We start from the raw sequence: 17,068 nt of genomic DNA on the forward strand, positions 1-17,068 counted from the left end.
TTCGGCCCTCTGTAACCCGTTCGGTGCGCGGGGGCAATGGCAACGGCGTCGTGGCGAGTGCCCGCATGGCAAGTCAGACGGGCAGCGCCTCGATGATCACGAAAGCCTGGGCATAGGGAAAATCATCGGTAATGGTCAAATGTATGACGGCGCGGTGCCCTTCCGGCAGCATCGCTTCCAGACGCTCGGCGGCACCGTTGGTCAGCTTCATGGTGGGTTTGCCTGACGGCAGGTTCACGACGCCCATGTCGCGCCAGAAGACGCCCTGGGCAATGCCCGTGCCGAGCGCCTTGGCGCAGGCTTCCTTGGCGGCGAACCGCTTGGCATAGGAGGCAGCACGGTTCTTGCGCCCGTCGGACTTGGCGCGCTCGACATCGGTGAAGCAGCGCTGGGTGAACCGTTCGCCGAAACGGGCGAGAGAGTTTTCGACGCGACGGATGTCGGCAAGATCGCTGCCGATGCCAATGATCATGGATGTCCGTTCCCGGTGACCTGTTTGCGGGGGGCTGCGCCCCTCCTCCCGCCTATTCGGCCGGATTCGGCCAAAAGGTCAAGCGCTGCGGGCAGCGGGCACCGGCCATCATGGCCGCGGCCTGACGGGCGGTCCTCGCCTGCCCGTCGTCATCCATCTCCGCGGAAGCACCTGTCGCTCCCGCATCCGGTCCGGCCAGATCCGTGGGGCCGGGCCGTTTCCTCGGATCAGAGGCCCTTGCGGAACAGGCCCTGATCGACCTGGCGCTGGCGGTATTCGAAGTCGTAGCGATCAACGCTCTCGCAGAGATAGGCCATTTCCCGCTCCTGAACGGAGGGACCACGGAGGCTGCGGGCGATTTTCTTGAAGGACCTGAACATTTTTTGCTCCTTTCAACCGATTTATCTGGAGCAAGAGATAATATTTTTCCGCGGTGATGACCAACGCTCATGCGCGCGGCCTGATATGCATTCAGTGCATAGATTGCCGCTTTTCTGCCCATTTCATGAACGTTTTTTGCACTGCTGCGATGCAATATGCTCATTTATGCGGCGCAAAAGCGAAAGATCCGGCCTGCGGGCCGGATCCGGGGTCACAAAGGTTAATCCGGTGCCGCTCAGTCGAAGACGCGCTTCACCGTCGCGAGGCAGTCCAGCTCCTTCAGCTGGGCAAGAAGCTGGTTGAGCTGCCTGAGGTCCCAGACCTCGAGATCCAGCGCCATTTCGGTGAAGTCGATGGCGATGCGCACCATGCTGAGGGTGCGGATGTTCACGTCGAGCGTGGCGATCACCTGCGCCACCTTGGCGAGCGTGCCGGGCTCGTTGATGGCGTTGATCAGCACCCGGGCGGTGAAGCGGGACTTGTTGGCGAAATCGAGGTCCCAGCGCACGTCGATCCAGCGGTCCGGCTCGTCGTCGAACTGCTGCAGTGCCGAGGCCTGGATCGGATAGATGGTGATGCCCTCGCGGTTCTCGTCCATGATGCCGACGATGCGGTCGCCGGGAACGGCACCCGCGGGCGAGAAGCGCACTTCCAGCGAACCGGACAGCCCGCGGATGGGGACGAGGCCGGCGGCGGCATCGGCCTTGGCCTGGCCCGGCAGGCGGAAGGCCATGCCGGTGGCCGTGTTCATGTGGAACCAGCCCTCGTCGGAACTCGGCTTCACCGTCACGCGCTCGTCCTGATGATCGGGATAGACGGCCCTGAGCACGTCGAGGGACGAGATTTCCCCGCGCCCGACGGCGGCGATGGCGTCTTCCACGTCCTTCTGGCCGAGCCTGTGAAGGGCGGGCCGCATCACGTCGCGCGAGAAGATCTTGCCGGCGCGCTCGAAGGTGCGCTCGAGGATGCGGTGGCCGAGACCGGCATATTGCTTGCGGATCGCCATGCGGGTGGCGCGGCGGATGGCGGCGCGCGCCTTGCCGGTCACCACGATTTCTTCCCAGGCGGCCGGCGGCACCTGCACGCCGGAGCGGATGATCTCCACCTCGTCGCCATTGGCAAGGCGCGTCACCAGCGGCATGATCCGCCCGTTGATCTTCGCGCCCACGGTGGTGTCGCCGATATTGGTGTGTACGGCATAGGCGAAGTCGATGGGCGTCGCACCGCGCGGCAGGGCAATCAGCTTGCCCTTCGGCGTGAAGCAGAAGACCTGATCCTGGAAGAGCTCGAGCTTGGTGTGCTCCAGGAATTCTTCGGGGCTGTCGCCCTCCGCCAGCGCCTCGATGGTATGGCGCAGCCAGGAATAGGCATTGCTCTCGCGCCCGAGCCCCTCGCCTTCCGGCCCGGCGGCGCCGTCCTTGTAGAGGGAATGGGCGGCGATGCCGTATTCGGCGATCTCGTGCATGCGCTTGGTGCGGATCTGCAGCTCGATGCGCTGGCGCGACGGCCCGACGATGGTGGTGTGGATGGAGCGGTAATCGTTCTGCTTCGGCGTCGAGATATAGTCCTTGAAGCGCCCGGGCACCACGCGCCAGCGGCTGTGGACGATGCCCAGCGCCTGATAGCAGGCCGGAACCGTCTCGACGATGATCCGGAAACCATAGACATCCGAAAGCTGCTCGAAGGACAGCGACTTGGACTGCATCTTGCGGAAGACGGAATAGGCCTTCTTCTGCCGGCCCTTGACCGAAGCCCCGGTGAGCCCGTTGGCCACGAGCAGGTCGCGCAGCTCGTCCTCGATCTTCTTGATCAGCCCCTCGTTCCGGCGCGACAGCTCCTCGAGCCGGCGCGTGACCGTCTCGTAGGCCTCCGGATTGATGTGGCGGAAGGAAAGCTCCTCAAGCTCCTCGCGCATGTCCTGCATGCCCATGCGGCCGGCGAGCGGCGCATAGATGTCCATCGTCTCCTCGGAGATGCGGGCGCGCTTTTCCGCCGTCATGTGGTCCAGCGTGCGCATGTTGTGCAGCCGGTCGGCGAGCTTGACGAGGAGCACGCGCACGTCGTCGGAAATGGCGAGAAGCAGCTTGCGCAGGTTTTCCGCCTGCTTGGCCTTCTTGGTCACCAGATCGAGCTTCTTGATCTTCGTCAGCCCTTCGACCAGCCGGCCGATGTCTTCGCCGAAAAGCTCGTCGATCTCGGCGCGCGTCGCCGTCGTATCCTCGATCGTGTCGTGAAGCAGCGCGACCGCGATGGTCGATTCGTCGAGGCGCATTTCCGTGAGGATGGCCGCGACCTCGAGCGGGTGGGAGATGTAGGGGTCGCCGCTGGCCCGCTTCTGCTGTCCATGCTTCTGCATGGCATAGACATAGGCCTTGTTCAGGAGAGCTTCGTTCGCATCAGGCTTGTATTGCTGGACGCGCTCGACGAGCTCGTATTGCCGCATCATTCCCCGCACTCTCCCCGGCGCATAAAAAGCAAAGATGCGCCAATCATAAGACTGGCGCATCGCATTGCAATCTCAATCGAAACGGCCGGTTCGAAAATAACGGCCGTCGCATGGAGGCGATGGCGCACGCCGCGTGGCCGATGCCGCTGCACCGCGCCTTCGGGCGTGTCGGCCTATCAGTAGTCGTCGCTCTTTTCCGGCGGGACGAGGCCTTCGATGCCGGCCAGAAGCTCTTCTTCCGACATCTGGTCGAAGGTCAGCGTTTCCGGCAGATCGTCCTCTTCGTCGCCCTTGTCCGCAGCCACGACGCCACCGCCGATCATCGCGGCGCCTTCATGCTCGGGCTCGTCCACTTCCACATGCTTCTGCAGCGAGTGGATCAGGTCTTCCTTCAGGTCGTCCGGAGACAGGGTCTCGTCCGCGATCTCGCGCAGCGCGACGACCGGGTTCTTGTCGTTGTCGCGGTCGATGGTGATCGGGGCACCCTGGGAAATGAGGCGCGCGCGGTGGCTGGCAAGCAGCACGAGCTCGAAACGGTTGTCGACCTTATCAATGCAGTCTTCTACGGTGACACGGGCCATGGCCTGTCCTTCATATTCGCGAATTCGGGGAACACTGTTCCCGCCGATACAGGCAATGGCCCGGAAATTCAAGTTTTTCCTGCTCCCTCCCGGCTTTTCAGGGCGATTGCCCCCTGCCGGAGAGCCGCGGCGGGCGAATCATGGAGGCCGGGGTCGGCCATGGCCGCGCGCGAAGACGGACAGAGGCTGCGCGAATAATCCTATCCCTGGTTGCGCCGCCCCGCCGGCGGGCAGGACGGGCAGCAACCCCGGCGGCTCTCCCCTCAGGCGCCAAGCGGGACGAATCCGGGTGCAAACGGCACCAAATCATGTCATATTAGCAAATATTTCGAAAGAGCTTCCTACAGAATGGCGACGCCGCCTCACCCAACAGGAGCCCATATTTTTGGAGCGGCAACTCATAGTTGCTTGGAAGAACGGAAAGTTTGCAATAATATTTATTTTAGACAGTAAAAATGTTGTGCGCGCGAAGGATGCCGGTGAGAAACGGCCCCGCATGTGGACATTGCAGCCGTATTGTCTCCTTTTTGGATTAGGAATTATCACATGTTCGACCCGCGAGAAAAGATTGCCCTGTTTATCGATGGCGCCAATCTCTATGCCGCATCCAAGAGCCTTGGCTTCGACATCGATTACCGCAAGCTGCTGAAAGCATTCCAGAAGCGGGGATACCTGCTGCGCGCCTATTACTACACGGCGCTGATCGAGGATCAGGAATATTCCTCCATCCGCCCGCTGATCGACTGGCTGGACTATAACGGCTACAAGGTGATCACCAAGCCGGCCAAGGAATTCACCGACTCCATGGGTCGCCGCAAGATCAAGGGCAACATGGACATCGAACTCGCGATCGACGCCATGGAGCAGTCCGAGACGGTCGATCACCTCGTCATCTTCTCCGGCGACGGCGACTTCACCACGCTGGTCGAGGCGCTGCAGCGCAAGGGCCGCAAGGTATCCGTGGTGTCCACCATGGCGACCCAGCCGCCGATGATCGCCGATGACCTGCGCCGCCAGGCAGACCACTTCATCGATCTGACCACCCTTCGCGCCGAAGTCGGCCGCGATCCGTCCGAACGCCCGGTGCGCGTGGTGGAGCCGGTGGCAGACGACGTGGAAACCTGAACCACGCCCCGTTCCGACAAGCAAAACCCGCGCCTGGCGCGGGTTTTTTCATGCCTTGGGTTTGGGGAGCCGTTCTCAGCCGCGGTCCTTCAGAAGCCGCGTCTTCTGGCGGTTCCAGTCGCGCTCCTTCTCCGTCTCGCGCTTGTCGTGCAGCTTCTTGCCCTTGCCGAGGGCCAGCTCCAGCTTTGCCCTGCCCTTGTCGTTGAAGTAGATCTTCAGCGGGATGAGCGTCATGCCTTCACGATTGATGGCGGCGCGCAGGCGATTGATCTCGCGCTTGGAAAGCAACAGCTTCCTGCGGCGGCGCGGTTCGTGGTTGAAGCGGTTCGCCTGCAGGTATTCCGGAAGATGGGAATTGATCAGCCAGATCTCGTCCCCTTCGTCAGACGCGTAGGATTCCGTGATGTTGGCCTTGCCGTCGCGCAGAGACTTCACCTCGGTGCCCGTCAGCACGAGCCCGGCCTCGTAGGTGTCGATGATCTCGTAATTGAAGCGCGCCTTGCGGTTTTCCGCAACGATCTTGTTGACGACGCGCTGGCTGCCTTTGGGTGCCATGATTTTTGTTCTCTCTCGCTTTCCGGTCGGGCCGGGACCATCATGTAAGACCGAACCGGCCCGAAGGGAAGAGCGGAGACGATCAGATCAGGCCGGCATGCTTCAGCGCGGCATCCATGGCCGCCTCGGTTGCCGGTTCGAGGATCGGCAGGAGCGGCGAACGCACGTTGCGGCTCATGCGGCCGAGCTTGGAAAGGCCGTATTTCGCGCCGCAGACGCCGGGTTCCATGAAGATGGCCTTGTGAAGCGGCATCAGCCTGTCCTGATAGGACAGGGCCTTGGCGAAATCGCCCGCAAGCGTGGCTTCCTGGAATTCGGCGCAGAGCTTCGGCGCCACGTTGGCCGTGACCGAAATGCAGCCGACGCCGCCATGGGCGTTGAAGCCGAGGGCCGTGGCATCCTCTCCCGAAAGCTGCACGAAGTCCTTGCCGCAGCTTGCGCGCTGCTCGGAGACCCGCTCGATCTTGCCCGTCGCATCCTTCACGCCCACGATGTTCTTGTGCGCCCTTGCCAGCGCGCCCATCGTTTCCGGGGACATGTCGATCACCGACCGGCCCGGAATATTGTAGATGACGATCGGCAGCTTCACCGCCTCGGCAATCGCCATGAAATGGGCGATCAGACCCTTCTGGGTCGGCTTGTTGTAGTAGGGCGTGACCACCAGCAGCGCATCCGCGCCTACCTTTTCGGCGTGCTGTGCCAGCTCGATGGCCTCGCGGGTGTTGTTGGAGCCGGCGCCGGCAATGACCGGAACCCGCTTGGCAACCACCTCGATGCAGAGTTCCACGACGCGTTTATGTTCGTCATGGGACAGCGTCGGCGACTCGCCGGTGGTGCCAACCGGCACGACGCCGTGGCTGCCTTCCTTGATGACCCAGTCGACGTGGCTGGCGAAAGACGCTTCATCCAGTGCACCGGTTTCCGTGAAGGGGGTAACCAGTGCGGGGATCGATCCCTTGAACATTGAACACTCCTGAAACGGCCGTACCGATGGGAATTTGGCCGCAATTCACCTATCAAATCCCGCGCACCATAATGGGAGGGAAAGGCCGAAACAAGCAAGGATGGGTGCGTTTCCGCCGGTTTTTTAGAGATTTGTGACGCCCCGGCCGGGACACACGATCGTGAATAATTGACGGCTTCCGGGTAAGCTTTCATTAATCATTCCAGCGCCAAATGAAGGTTCGACGGAGATCCGGCCCGGCGACATGCAACGGCCCTTGAAGAATTCACCGTGTCTCCACACATGGAGACCAGACTTACGAGCCTGACCGATGAAGAAGCTTCTTTCTCTTTCCCTTGTTGGCCTGATGATGCTGGAACCCGTGGCACAGGCCGGGACACTTGCGCAGAAAAAGCAGGCTCAGCCCGGTACCTCGTCCGAAATCACCGGCGCCATTCCCCGCACCGCCTCGAGCGCCGCAAGCCCGCTGCTGAAGGCCGGCCTGGACGCGCTCTCGCGCGACGACATCGGGCAGGCCCTTGCAATCCGCGACCGCCTGCGCGGCAGCACGCTCGACCGCCACATCCTGACCTGGGCAATCGCGGTCTCCGGAGCGCCGGGCGTGCCTTCTTCCGAGATCGCCGAGGCGCAGGGCGAGCTTCGCGGCTGGCCGGGCCTGGAGCGCCTGCGCGCCCTTTCGGAAAAGGCGCTGTACCGGGAAAACCCCTCGGCCGGCGATGTGGTTGCAGCCTTTGGCGATACGCAGCCCGAGACGGCGGAAGGCGCCTTCATTCTGGCAAGCGCCCTGCGCGACACGGGCAACCCGAAGCGGGCCGCCAAGGTCTGGCGCAAGGCCTGGCGAACGATGGTGTTCGATACGGCACTGGAGACACGGGCCCTGAAAGCGCTCGGCGGGTTGATGACCGCTGCAGACCACAAGGCGCGGATGGACCTGCTGCTTTACAACAACCGCATCACGCAGGCGAAGCGTATGTCTTCGCTCGGGCAGGCGCAGAGCCTTTACAATGCCTGGTCAGCGGTGCTGAACAAGTCTTCGCAGGCCGCAAGCCTCCTGAAGGCGGTCGATCCGCGCTGGAAGAACGATCCCGGCTATCTCTTCGCCCGCGTGCAGTACAACCGCCGCAAGGAAAACTGGCAGACCGCCGCGACCCTGCTGGGTGCCATGCCGCGCGACCGCGATGCGCTGGTCGATCCCGGCGCCTGGTGGAACGAGCAGCGCATCGTCAGCCGGGGGCTGATGGATGACGGACACATCAAGGCCGCCTATCGCATCGCGGCAGGCGAGGTCGCCGAGGAACAGGCGGATCAGGTCGAGGCGCAGTTCCATGCCGGATGGTACGCCCTGCGCGGCCTGAAGGATCCGGCAACCGCCTCGAAGCATTTCCGCGCCATTCTCAAGGCGTCCTCCCGGCCGCTGTCCGTTTCGCGCGCCTATTACTGGCTCGGTCGTGCGGCAGAGGCGGCGGGCGATCCCAATGCCGCCGAATTCTATGCGCGCGCGGCCCGCCATCCGGCCACCTTCTACGGGCAGATTGCCGCCGCCAAGCTGAAACGGCAGACCCTGAACGTGTCCTATCCCTCGCCGGGCGGCGAGGATCGGGCCCGCTTCCAGTCCCGCGAGGCGGTTCAGGCAATCTCGCGCCTGGAAGCTGCGGGGCATGGCCATCGGGCGCGCAAGCTCTACATGGCGCTGGCCGAACAGCTGGACAGCCCCGGAGAACTGGCTTTGCTGGCCGCACGCGCCGAGAAATCCGGCGATCACCAGCTTTCGCTCAACATCGGCAAGACCGCCTACAGCCGTGGCATCGATGCGGCTGCACTGGCCTTCCCCGTCGGCGTGATCCCGAAAAGCGCCAACATTTCCGGCTCCGGCAAGGCGCTGGCCTATGCCATCGCGCGGCAGGAAAGCGCCTTCAATCCGGCTGCGGTTTCCGCGGCCAATGCGCGGGGCCTGCTGCAGCTCCTGCCCAGCACCGCGAAGACCGTGGCCAAGCGCAACGGAATCGCCTTCTCCAAGGACCGCCTCACCACCGATGCGGGCTATAATGCGACGCTGGGGGCCCACTATCTCGGCGAGCAGATCGACACCTTCAACGGCTCCTACATCATGACCTTCATAGCCTACAATGCCGGCCCGCGCCGGGTGGGCGAATGGGTGGCCCGCTATGGCGATCCCCGCGGGAAGTCGATCGAGGAGGTGGTGGACTGGATCGAACGCATCCCCTTCACCGAAACGCGCAACTACGTGCAGCGTGTGATGGAGAACTACGAAGTCTACAAGAGCCGGCTCGGCCAGCAGGCCAGCATCGTCGAAGACCTGCGGTTCGGCCGCTACGGACGCACCGCTTCGGCGGAGTGACACAGGCCCCGGAACCGGAGGATGCCCCATTCCGATCACGACGAAACAGGTTCTCACGTCCGACGGACTGACGCTGCATGTGGCGATCCATGGCCGGGACGACGGCCACCTTGAAGGCCCGCCCCTGATCTGTCTTGCCGGTCTCACCCGCAATGGCCGGGATTTCCAGCCTCTCGCGGAACGGCTTACCTCCGGCCCGCAGGGGCCGAGGACCGTGATCCTCATCGACTCCCGCGGCCGCGGCCTTTCCGAGCGCGACCCGGACCCGGCCCGCTATTCGGTGCCGGTCGAGGCGGCGGACGTGCTGACCGTGATGGATGCGCTGGATATCCCGAAAGCAGATTTCATCGGCACGTCCCGGGGCGGACTGATCCTGCATGTGCTGGGCGCGACCGCGCCGGAACGTCTCGGAAAACTCGTGCTCAACGATATCGGGCCGGTCATCGGGCTGGAAGGAATGCGCCACATTCAGGCCTATCTCGATCCCTCCCCGCGCCCTGCCCGGCTTCGCGAAGTGATCGCCGCCCTGCGGATCGTCCACGGAGATGCGTTTCCGGCACTCGGGGCCGACGACTGGGAGGAGATGGCGCGGGCCATCTATCGCGGTCCGGAAGAAGCCATGATCCCGGATGTGGATCCGGCCATAGCGGCTGCGGTCAAGGCGCTCGATCTCGGCCAGCCGCTGCCCGACCTCTGGGCGCTCTTCGACAACCTCACTGCCATGCCGATGCTCGTCATCCGAGGGGAGCATTCGCGGCTTCTGGAGCCACAGGTGCTGGAGGAGATGCTCCGGCGGCACCCGAAAGCCGAAAGCTTCATCGCAGCGGGACAAGGCCATGCCCCCCTGCTGCATCTCCCCGACGTTTACGCTGCCATCGCTGCTTTTCTCGCAGGCTAGACCTGTCTGCCCTCCATCGGCAGGCCGATCGGATGCCAAACGCAAAAGGCCCGGCAAGATGCCGGGCCTCCTGTTGTACCTCGTTCAGATCAGAACGAGCGCTGCAGGCGGAAGTAGCCCGAAACGGACTCGTCCTTGTTGTAGTTCACGTCCACCGAACCGGTGAGGCCATTGGTGATCTGGTAGCTGGTGAGCGCACCGACGAACCAGTTCTGATCGCCAGCCAGGTTTTCCGAAACCTGGAATTCCGGCATGACGGTCAGCTGATCGCTGGCCTTGACGGAATAGGCGGCACCAACAGCCCACTTGCGGTCATTGGTGTAGATGTTCTGGCCGTTGGACCACACGCCAGCGACGCTCAGCGTGCCCGGGCCGGCTTCAGCAGAGACGATGCCCTTGATGGCGCCATTCTCGGCATCGGTGTCATAGACGCCGATCAGCTTGGCACTGAACGGACCGGATCCGGCAGAGATCTGGCCTTCGATGCCCACGCCGTTGGCAACTTCACCGGTTTCGTCCAGGCCGAGGCCGATGCCGAAGCCGTCGCCTTCGAAGGTGTAGGACACGGCGTTGAACTTGGACTTTGCTGCCCAGCCGGAGTTTTCACCGATACCGGCGTCGAAGTAGCCAGCGAAGTAGCCGACCTGGAGACCGCCGAGCTTGATGTAGGCGGAGTCGAGGGCGAAGTTCGCGGCAGCAGCCTGATCGTCGGCGACGGCATTGGTCTCGATGAAGCCGGTCAGAGCGCCGAGTTCGGTTTCGGTCTTGGCGGTGACATTGATGTCGGCCTTGGTGGTCGCATCCCACTTGCGGTTCTTGTCGGCGCTGTTGAAGCCGACGTTGAAGCGGACGTAGCCGCCGATCTTCAGGCAGTTTTCCGTGCCCGGAATATAGAAGAAGCCGGCGCCGAAGGCATCGCAAACCTTCACGTATTCAGCGGGTTCCGGCTCGGCGGTGACGATAGCGTCCGCAGCCTGTGCACCCGATACCACAACCAGCGCTGCGGCGGAGCCAAGAAGAAGGCTCTTGATGTTCATGTTGACCTCCAGTCACGTTGGAGGGCTCTTGCTCAGCCGGTTGTCCGGCGCCCCTGCTCGAGCCCTAGTCTCAGTTTCAGAAGACCGGGCGCTTCCGCCCCGCGTCTGGAGAGAAGGAAAACAAAGCATCGGCTTTTGCGCAATTTCGAATTGATTAAGTTCATCTTTTATAAGCCACTTACGCTGAAGAAGTGACGGACAAAACACACGAATATACTATATATTTCCTTCACTTATTGTTATTACAGATAATCGAAACAAACCATCAAGGCGGGATCTCGCAGTCTGAAACCCATCAGAGCGTCATATTTTTCGTCTTTTGGTTGTGGCTTTAGGCATGAGAGCGATGCAGCGCACTGCCCATCGGCAGAACGGCGGCGCACCCGCTCGGGATCGGGCCGGCAAGACGGATTTTCAGGTGAAATGCGCCTCAGAAGGCGCGCGGGCAGCGGGCGGACGAGAATCGGCTGCGGGATGTGCGGAAATGGAACAGCCGCGTTGCACGGCTCCCGAAACGGAAAAAGCCCGGCTTGAAGCCGGGCTTTCCCCTAAATCGCTGCAGAGCAGAGATTAGAACGAGCGCTGGATGCGGAGCATGCCGCCCCAAGCGTCGGTGTCTGCATCGTTGTTCGATACGTAGTCGATTTCCGGGGTTACGGTGAAGCCCGAAGCAACGGTGAAGGCTACGTTTGCAACAGCGGCGAAGTTGGTGCCGTCGTCGTAGGAGAGCTGAGCGTTCAGCTTGGCGTTGTCGGAGAGAGCAGCAGAGAAGCCACCCCAGACAGCCCAGTCGCCGTCCCAAGTTGCGTAACGGTTGTTGAAGTCACCATCGGTGTTCCAGCCAGCCATTACGAATACGTCAACGCCGCCGAAGGAGCCGTCAACGCGAGCCTTGATGGCGCCTTCTTCAGCGGATTCGTCGTAGCCGCCTACGAGGCCGACGCCGAAGGTGCCGTTGTTGTAGCCAACGCCAGCAACCAGGTTCGGCATGTAGCCGTCGCCAGCGCCTGCATCGTCTTCGACAGCAGCTGCGATCTTGAAGCCGTTGCCGGCGTCATAGGTGTACTGGATCAGGTGAACGCCGTACGGGCCTACCGGGATCAGGGCGTCCTGGATCACGTTACCAGCGTAGCCGGTGAACTGGGTGAACAGCGAGTCGGTGTAACCAACGAGCAGGCCGCCGAGTTCGATGTAAGCGTGGTCGAGGTTGGTCGAGGTGGAGCCCGAGCTGTTGTCGTTGTTGAAGTTGACTTCAGCGTAGGTCTTCAGGGCGCCGTATTCGGTGTCGGCAGCCGTGGAAACCTTCAGACGGAACTGAGCGCGCTTGGCCCATGCATCGCCTTCGCCGTCAGCGTCGGTGTCGAGGCCGAGCAGTTCGCCGCCCTTGATGTCGTAACGGATGTGACCGCCGATCTTGAGGCAGGTTTCGGTGCCCGGGATGTAGAAGTAGCCGGTGCCGAATGCGTCGCAAACCTTTACATATTCAGCCGGTTCCGGCTCAGCAGCTACGATCGCGTCAGCGGCGTGTGCGCCAGATACTACAGCGAGAGCTGCAGCGGAGCCGAGGAGAAGGCTCTTGATGTTCATGTTTGACCTCCAGTCAAGTTGTCTTTGGTCCTGGGTTCTTCGCCGCGCAGGCAGCGTTCCCTGCCCCAGTCCCGTTTGAGTTAGAAGACGGACGATCCACCGCCTCGCTTCTGGAATGCACAATATATAACCATCGTGGGGGCGCAACATTCATCTGACATTCGGTGATTGTTTAAAATGTTCTTGGAACTGACATGTTGCGAAAACAACACAAACGGGGCAACGCCCCGCCGCATTCGTTAACCCTTCGTTAAGAAATGAAGGAAAATCAAGGGTTAAGCGAACCGTAGCCATAGGACCTCAGGCCACATTCAGGCCATGAAACAGCCCGATCCGTCCATTTTGGCACACGGGCCGAGAGGGAGACGATCCTTCCCCTCGCGGCGAGAGAGAGACCCGAGGCGCGGTGCGGCGGGACGATTCTCGCCGCACCTTTCGATGATTCCCGCGGGGTGGAGATCCTGATTCCGTTCGTATGGAACAGCGGTCGCCACGGTCCGCTTCGGCAGCCATGCCCGGGCAGCCGCACACCGGCCTATATATAGAGTGCAGGAAATGCCCTGGCCCGGGGCCGATCTGCCGCCACCGCCTGCACTTCACACGCCTCCTTTCGGCGGGCGCGGGGCCTCGCTTGTGCAGTCCCATAATTTCCTTGCGGAATTGGGTTGATTAAGGGGGGGAATTTCTTTATCAGCGCTCTCGTGGTTGGAGAGGTGGCCGAGTGGTCGAAGGCGCTCCCCTGCTAAGGGAGTATACCCCTAAAGGGTATCGTGGGTTCGAATCCCATCTTCTCCGCCACGAGAACTCCGCCGCCTGCTGGCGGCCCGTTGGCCCATCGCACAGGGCCTTTCTCCTCCCCCGACCGACCTGCACTTCTGATTGTACGGAAGAGACGATTCCCCCATTGGTACGGTGGCGGACATTGTTCGTCATGGTGGAAAGCCTATTGTTCACCGTGTGGTTCGGTCAGCAAGGGGAGGCTTGAAATGACAACGCAGCACAGCGGAAAAGCGCCCATTTCGCCCATTGATGTGGTGATGATGCAGGGTGTGCTCATCGACTGGTGCATCAGGCACGGCGTCTCTCTCGACAGTCTGGAATGCGAGGAGCAGGCAAGGCGGATCGTCAGCTGGTTCGAATGCGGCTGCTGCTCCGAGTCGCTTCTGCGCGACGTGTTTCTTCCCCCGCCTTTCTTCCAGCGTCACTGAGGGCGCGGGCGATGATGAGAGTGGGGATGGACGACATGGTGCAGGCTCAGATCGAAGAAGTCAGCAAGCTGCTGCTTGGCCTCTGGGAGCTTTCCATCCTGCTGGAAAGCACGCCGGAAAGCCGGACATCGAGGCTGGTAGAGGTGGTCATCGAGGAGAGCGAGCTGCTTCTCGCGGAGATGGTGGCTATTGCCTATCTTCAGCGGAACGGCAGCCCCGCAAGGGCTTCCGGAACCTGATCCGGCGGGAGCCCCGGGCGCTGCCCGGGGAGATCCGGCCGGATACGCGCTCCTGCCGCCCGGACGCCCGGCGCTCAGGCCGAGACAGGCTGCATGTCGGAGAAGAGCAGCGAATATTCGGCCTCGGGGCGGCCATAGGCATCCTGGGCAAATTCCTCGAGCGCCCTGCGGTTGCGGATGATGATGCGGCCGCGCTCCGCGCGGATGAAGCGATTCCCTTCCAGCACATGCAGCGACGTGGTGACGCTCGGGCGGCGCACCGCGAGCATCAGCGCGATGAATTCGTGGGTGATCAGCAGCTCGTCCTGCCGCAGGCGGTCGTGGCACATCAGCAGCCAGCGGCCAAGCCGCTCATCCACATGATGCACCGCATTGGCCAGCGCCGTGTAGGAAACCTGTGTCGCCAGATTGTGTGTCGAACGGTGCAGCAGCTCGGAAAACTGCGGGCATGTGCGCATGACCTCCCAGAAGTCCGTCACCTTGATCCGGTTGCCATGCCCGGGTGCCTGCATGGTGGTTTCGTGAAAGCTGACGGCGGAATGGGCTGCGGGCGGTGTGGGGGCGAATCCCTCGTAACCGAACATGCCGGCCTCGGCCCGCTGTCCTTCCGGAGAAACCGAGACGATGGATCCCAGCCCCTGCTCCAGGAAGTAGACATGCTGGATCGGCCTTTCGGGCGATGCCATGCTGAAGCTCTTGGGGAGATCCACGTGCTCCAGAAGCGGCGCGAGGACGGAGAGCTCGGAAGCGGGCAATAGGGCCAGAAGCCTGTTGGCGTAGGAGTGCTGCATGAGGAAAGCCTCTTGTTGGGGCAAGAGTCGCTATCTCCCAGCCGTTCGCGCCCTGTCTGCCTTGCGAACGATAGCGCATACATAGGGCATATTTCGACGATTGGGAGCTTCCGTCTGCAATCGTACCGAGCTTTACCTGTTTTGCCTCAATATATGCGAGCATTGCTCGCATTTACCGCGGGGAAAAGAGCCTCGGTCAGCCGCGAAATGTCACCTGTGAATGCAATTTTAAGTTATCGCCACCTGAAGTAAGCGATTCTTAAGGGCCGCGGGCCGACATTGTCTGCCGCGTTCAGCCTCCCCTCGCCGTCCGCCTCCGCGTGACGATGGCAGGGCTGACCGATGCAGCATTCTCTCCTCTCGCGCCGGCCCGGCCGGCAGCCAAGGTGTTCGAGATGACCGCCGAAATCCGATTCGAAGACACTGAAGACCTGGACCCGGTACGCACGTCGGCGCTCGCCCGCAGCGCCTTTCACAAAAGCGGTCCCGAGCTTTCGCCGGAGCGTTTCGCCTGGACCTATCGGGAGGGCTACGACCGGACGAAGATCGTTTCCGCCTATGCCGACGGCCAGAAAGTCGGCCAGCTTGCGGCATTCTTCAAGACCGTGGATATCGGCGGCGAGCGGCAGACGGCCGCGGAACTGGTCGATCTCTTCGTCACGCCGGAGTTCCGCAGCTTCCAGATCGTCAGCAGCCTCTACAAGGAACTGCGCAAGGCGGTGGTGAGCGAGGGCGCCAGCCTCATCTATGCCTATGCGAACGATGCGGCCTCGCTGCTCAACAAGCGGTTCTTCAAGATGGAGGAGGTCACGCAGCTTCCGGCCCGGATGGGCCTTTCCGCCGGCATCCTGTCCCTTTCGTCGGGCTCCGGCATCGTCATCCACAGGGATAAGGACGCCATGGCATCGCTGCATGCGGATCTCTCGGGCGGTGATGGCGGCGGAGGGCTTGCCTGGACGCGCGACCAGTTCCGGCGCCGCATCAGTTCCCCCATCTACCGCTATGCCATGGCCTCGGACGGCGATGTGGCGATTCTTGCCTCGCCGCGCGTCATCCGGTCCGTTCCGGTTCTCCTGATCTGCGCCACCTTCACGCGGGGCGGCAAGACAACAGGTAGCCGCAGCATTCCGGCGCTGGTCGCATCGCTTTGCAAGGCGACGCGGAGAAACCTCTACCTGCATGTCGGCTGGAACGATGCCATCGGCTTCGACAGGGGTTTCACCCTGCCCGACAAGGCGCTTCGCGGAAAGTTCCTGATGCAGTCCAACTTCCTCAACAGCCGGCGCGACGGTATTCGCCGGTTCGAACTCCTGGATGTGGACTACGGCTAGGCCGCGAGAGCCGGGTTTCTCAGGCGGCCCCCTCCGTCACACGGCGCTTCAGGTCGAGCTGGTATTCGCGGAAAACCGTGTAGAGGCCGGCGCCCACGACGATGATCGCGCCTGCGACCATGTTGAGCGTCAGCGTTTCGTTGAAGAAGATCACCGCCACCATCACGCTCAGCACCAGTTGCAGATAGGTGATCGGCTGCACCTGCACCGCCTCGAGCAGCCCGTAGGCGCGGATCAGGCAGTAATGGCTGAGCGTGCCGCAGACGCAGAGGATGCCCATGGCAATCCAGTCCGCCGGGCGGATGGGCACCCAGAAGAAGGGGCCGACGAAGGAGATCGCCACCGCGCCGACCACACCCGCATAAAAGACGCTCGTCGTGGCCGAATCGTCGCGGCTGACGGCCCGGGTAGCCACGCTGTAGAGGGCAAACATCAGCGCTGCGGCAAGCGGCAGCAGCAGATAGAGATCGAAATGCATGCCGGCCGGGTTCAGGATCACGAGAACGCCGAGCAGGCCGACCAGCACCGCAAGCCCCCGCTTCCAGCCCACCTTTTCGCCGAGCAGCGGCACCGAGAGCAGCGTTACCAGAAGCGGCGTCGCCTGCAGGATCGACTGGCTCATGGCCAGTCCCGCCTTGGCGAAGGCCAGGACGGCAACCGCGATTTCGGCCACCAGCAGCACGCCGCGCATCACCTGCAGCCAGGGATGCCGCGTCCGCACAGCCCCGGAAAGCCCGCCCGGAGATGAGGCAGCGATGACGGTCACGAAGACGGCAAAGGCCCAGAACCGGATCATGGTGACCAGGATCGGCGGATAGTGGTTCCCGAGGAACTTGGTGAAACCGTCCTGCGTGGCGAAGATCGTCACAGCGGCCAGCGCAAAGAGGTAACCCCTGGTCTTGCTTGTCATGCACACTACCCTGTCCCGCCGGCCCGGCTGATGTTGCGGGCGCGGCATTGCCCGCCTCGCCGGCCGGAAGAGGGCTTGCGCCTTTCCGCGATGCCGGCAACGGCCCGGAGCTGAAATCGATTTGGGCAGGAACCGGTTGCCCATGAGGGGCGATCTGGCGCCCGACCGAACCGGCGGCCTGGCG

Annotated in this window: 16 protein-coding genes and 1 tRNA gene; 7 read left to right on the forward strand and 10 right to left on the reverse strand. The window is 62.5% G+C overall.

Annotation, left to right across the window (positions count from 1 at the left end; translation table 11 throughout):
• Window positions 1-73 precede the first annotated feature (73 nt).
• From acpS to rpoZ, 4 genes are all read right to left on the reverse strand, one after another.
• Complete coding sequence (acpS, locus tag GGR23_RS13890; RefSeq protein WP_183366898.1) at window positions 74-472, reverse strand: holo-ACP synthase; 399 nt, start codon at window positions 470-472, stop codon at window positions 74-76.
• Window positions 473-699: 227 nt separating this feature from the next.
• A complete protein-coding gene (locus GGR23_RS13895) occupies window positions 700-852 on the reverse strand; it encodes a DUF3563 family protein (protein WP_183366899.1) in 153 nt (50 codons plus the stop codon).
• Window positions 853-1,088: 236 nt separating this feature from the next.
• A complete protein-coding gene (locus GGR23_RS13900; RefSeq protein WP_183366900.1) occupies window positions 1,089-3,299 on the reverse strand; it encodes a RelA/SpoT family protein in 2,211 nt (736 codons plus the stop codon).
• A gap of 176 nt (window positions 3,300-3,475) precedes the next feature.
• Complete coding sequence (gene rpoZ, locus GGR23_RS13905) at window positions 3,476-3,880, reverse strand: DNA-directed RNA polymerase subunit omega (RefSeq protein WP_183366901.1); 405 nt, start codon at window positions 3,878-3,880, stop codon at window positions 3,476-3,478.
• 546 nt (window positions 3,881-4,426) lie between these two features.
• Here rpoZ and GGR23_RS13910 point away from each other — a divergent pair.
• Window positions 4,427-5,005, forward strand: coding sequence for a LabA-like NYN domain-containing protein (locus GGR23_RS13910; RefSeq protein WP_183366902.1), 579 nt, complete (start codon window positions 4,427-4,429; stop codon window positions 5,003-5,005).
• A gap of 75 nt (window positions 5,006-5,080) precedes the next feature.
• Here the strand turns inward: GGR23_RS13910 and smpB are convergent, their stop codons facing one another.
• Together smpB and dapA are read right to left on the reverse strand one after the other, a co-directional pair.
• Complete coding sequence (smpB, locus tag GGR23_RS13915; protein ID WP_183366903.1) at window positions 5,081-5,560, reverse strand: SsrA-binding protein SmpB; 480 nt, start codon at window positions 5,558-5,560, stop codon at window positions 5,081-5,083.
• 82 nt (window positions 5,561-5,642) lie between these two features.
• Window positions 5,643-6,524: a 4-hydroxy-tetrahydrodipicolinate synthase gene (gene dapA / locus GGR23_RS13920; protein ID WP_183366904.1), complete on the reverse strand. Its 882-nt coding sequence runs from the start codon at window positions 6,522-6,524 to the stop codon at window positions 5,643-5,645.
• A gap of 310 nt (window positions 6,525-6,834) precedes the next feature.
• On the opposite strand from dapA, the gene GGR23_RS13925 reads away from it, so the two are divergent.
• Together GGR23_RS13925 and GGR23_RS13930 are read left to right on the forward strand one after the other, a co-directional pair.
• The gene (locus GGR23_RS13925) at window positions 6,835-8,883 is read left to right on the forward strand and encodes a lytic transglycosylase domain-containing protein (protein WP_183366905.1); all 2,049 of its coding nucleotides are present in this window, start codon (window positions 6,835-6,837) and stop codon (window positions 8,881-8,883) included.
• 79 nt (window positions 8,884-8,962) lie between these two features.
• On the forward strand, window positions 8,963-9,781 hold the full coding sequence (locus tag GGR23_RS13930; RefSeq protein WP_343066684.1) for an alpha/beta fold hydrolase: 819 nt from the start codon (window positions 8,963-8,965) through the stop codon (window positions 9,779-9,781).
• A gap of 89 nt (window positions 9,782-9,870) precedes the next feature.
• Here GGR23_RS13930 and GGR23_RS13935 read toward each other — a convergent pair whose 3' ends face one another.
• Together GGR23_RS13935 and GGR23_RS13940 are read right to left on the reverse strand one after the other, a co-directional pair.
• Entirely contained in the window at window positions 9,871-10,818 is a 948-nt protein-coding gene (locus tag GGR23_RS13935; RefSeq protein WP_183366906.1) for a porin, read from the reverse strand.
• 570 nt (window positions 10,819-11,388) lie between these two features.
• On the reverse strand, window positions 11,389-12,405 hold the full coding sequence (locus tag GGR23_RS13940; RefSeq protein ID WP_183366907.1) for a porin: 1,017 nt from the start codon (window positions 12,403-12,405) through the stop codon (window positions 11,389-11,391).
• A gap of 707 nt (window positions 12,406-13,112) precedes the next feature.
• Here GGR23_RS13940 and GGR23_RS13945 point away from each other — a divergent pair.
• The 3 genes from GGR23_RS13945 (at window position 13,113) to GGR23_RS13955 (ending at window position 13,852) form a co-directional block, all read left to right on the forward strand.
• Window positions 13,113-13,203 (forward strand) — tRNA-Ser (locus GGR23_RS13945).
• A 188-nt stretch (window positions 13,204-13,391) separates the two neighbouring features.
• On the forward strand, window positions 13,392-13,613 hold the full coding sequence (locus GGR23_RS13950; protein WP_183366908.1) for a hypothetical protein: 222 nt from the start codon (window positions 13,392-13,394) through the stop codon (window positions 13,611-13,613).
• Between the two features lie 26 nt (window positions 13,614-13,639).
• A complete protein-coding gene (locus GGR23_RS13955; RefSeq protein ID WP_210296975.1) occupies window positions 13,640-13,852 on the forward strand; it encodes a hypothetical protein in 213 nt (70 codons plus the stop codon).
• 74 nt (window positions 13,853-13,926) lie between these two features.
• Here the strand turns inward: GGR23_RS13955 and GGR23_RS13960 are convergent, their stop codons facing one another.
• Window positions 13,927-14,643, reverse strand: a complete 717-nt coding sequence (locus GGR23_RS13960; RefSeq protein ID WP_183366910.1) for a Crp/Fnr family transcriptional regulator — start codon at window positions 14,641-14,643, stop codon at window positions 13,927-13,929.
• 395 nt (window positions 14,644-15,038) lie between these two features.
• On the opposite strand from GGR23_RS13960, the gene GGR23_RS13965 reads away from it, so the two are divergent.
• On the forward strand, window positions 15,039-15,974 hold the full coding sequence (locus tag GGR23_RS13965; RefSeq protein ID WP_183366911.1) for a GNAT family N-acetyltransferase: 936 nt from the start codon (window positions 15,039-15,041) through the stop codon (window positions 15,972-15,974).
• A 19-nt stretch (window positions 15,975-15,993) separates the two neighbouring features.
• Here GGR23_RS13965 and GGR23_RS13970 read toward each other — a convergent pair whose 3' ends face one another.
• The gene (locus GGR23_RS13970) at window positions 15,994-16,884 is read right to left on the reverse strand and encodes a DMT family transporter (protein WP_183366912.1); all 891 of its coding nucleotides are present in this window, start codon (window positions 16,882-16,884) and stop codon (window positions 15,994-15,996) included.
• Window positions 16,885-17,068: the final 184 nt, after the last annotated feature.

The organism is Gellertiella hungarica, from assembly GCF_014197145.1.
Taxonomy (GTDB): domain Bacteria; phylum Pseudomonadota; class Alphaproteobacteria; order Rhizobiales; family Rhizobiaceae; genus Gellertiella; species Gellertiella hungarica.

Excerpts from the sequence above, each read along its gene's own strand:
- dapA (WP_183366904.1), bottom strand. The coding sequence starts at position 6,524 with ATGTTCAAGGGATCGATCCCCGCACTGGTTACCCCCTTCACGGAAACC.
- acpS (WP_183366898.1), bottom strand. The coding sequence starts at position 472 with ATGATCATTGGCATCGGCAGCGATCTTGCCGACATCCGTCGCGTCGAA.
- GGR23_RS13970 (WP_183366912.1), bottom strand. The coding sequence starts at position 16,884 with ATGACAAGCAAGACCAGGGGTTACCTCTTTGCGCTGGCCGCTGTGACG.
- GGR23_RS13895 (WP_183366899.1), bottom strand. The coding sequence starts at position 852 with ATGTTCAGGTCCTTCAAGAAAATCGCCCGCAGCCTCCGTGGTCCCTCC.
- GGR23_RS13950 (WP_183366908.1), top strand. The coding sequence starts at position 13,392 with ATGACAACGCAGCACAGCGGAAAAGCGCCCATTTCGCCCATTGATGTG.
- GGR23_RS13960 (WP_183366910.1), bottom strand. The coding sequence starts at position 14,643 with ATGCAGCACTCCTACGCCAACAGGCTTCTGGCCCTATTGCCCGCTTCC.
- smpB (WP_183366903.1), bottom strand. The coding sequence starts at position 5,560 with ATGGCACCCAAAGGCAGCCAGCGCGTCGTCAACAAGATCGTTGCGGAA.
- GGR23_RS13955 (WP_210296975.1), top strand. The coding sequence starts at position 13,640 with ATGGACGACATGGTGCAGGCTCAGATCGAAGAAGTCAGCAAGCTGCTG.
- GGR23_RS13910 (WP_183366902.1), top strand. The coding sequence starts at position 4,427 with ATGTTCGACCCGCGAGAAAAGATTGCCCTGTTTATCGATGGCGCCAAT.
- GGR23_RS13965 (WP_183366911.1), top strand. The coding sequence starts at position 15,039 with ATGACCGCCGAAATCCGATTCGAAGACACTGAAGACCTGGACCCGGTA.
- GGR23_RS13925 (WP_183366905.1), top strand. The coding sequence starts at position 6,835 with ATGAAGAAGCTTCTTTCTCTTTCCCTTGTTGGCCTGATGATGCTGGAA.
- GGR23_RS13900 (WP_183366900.1), bottom strand. The coding sequence starts at position 3,299 with ATGATGCGGCAATACGAGCTCGTCGAGCGCGTCCAGCAATACAAGCCT.
- rpoZ (WP_183366901.1), bottom strand. The coding sequence starts at position 3,880 with ATGGCCCGTGTCACCGTAGAAGACTGCATTGATAAGGTCGACAACCGT.
- GGR23_RS13935 (WP_183366906.1), bottom strand. The coding sequence starts at position 10,818 with ATGAACATCAAGAGCCTTCTTCTTGGCTCCGCCGCAGCGCTGGTTGTG.
- GGR23_RS13940 (WP_183366907.1), bottom strand. The coding sequence starts at position 12,405 with ATGAACATCAAGAGCCTTCTCCTCGGCTCCGCTGCAGCTCTCGCTGTA.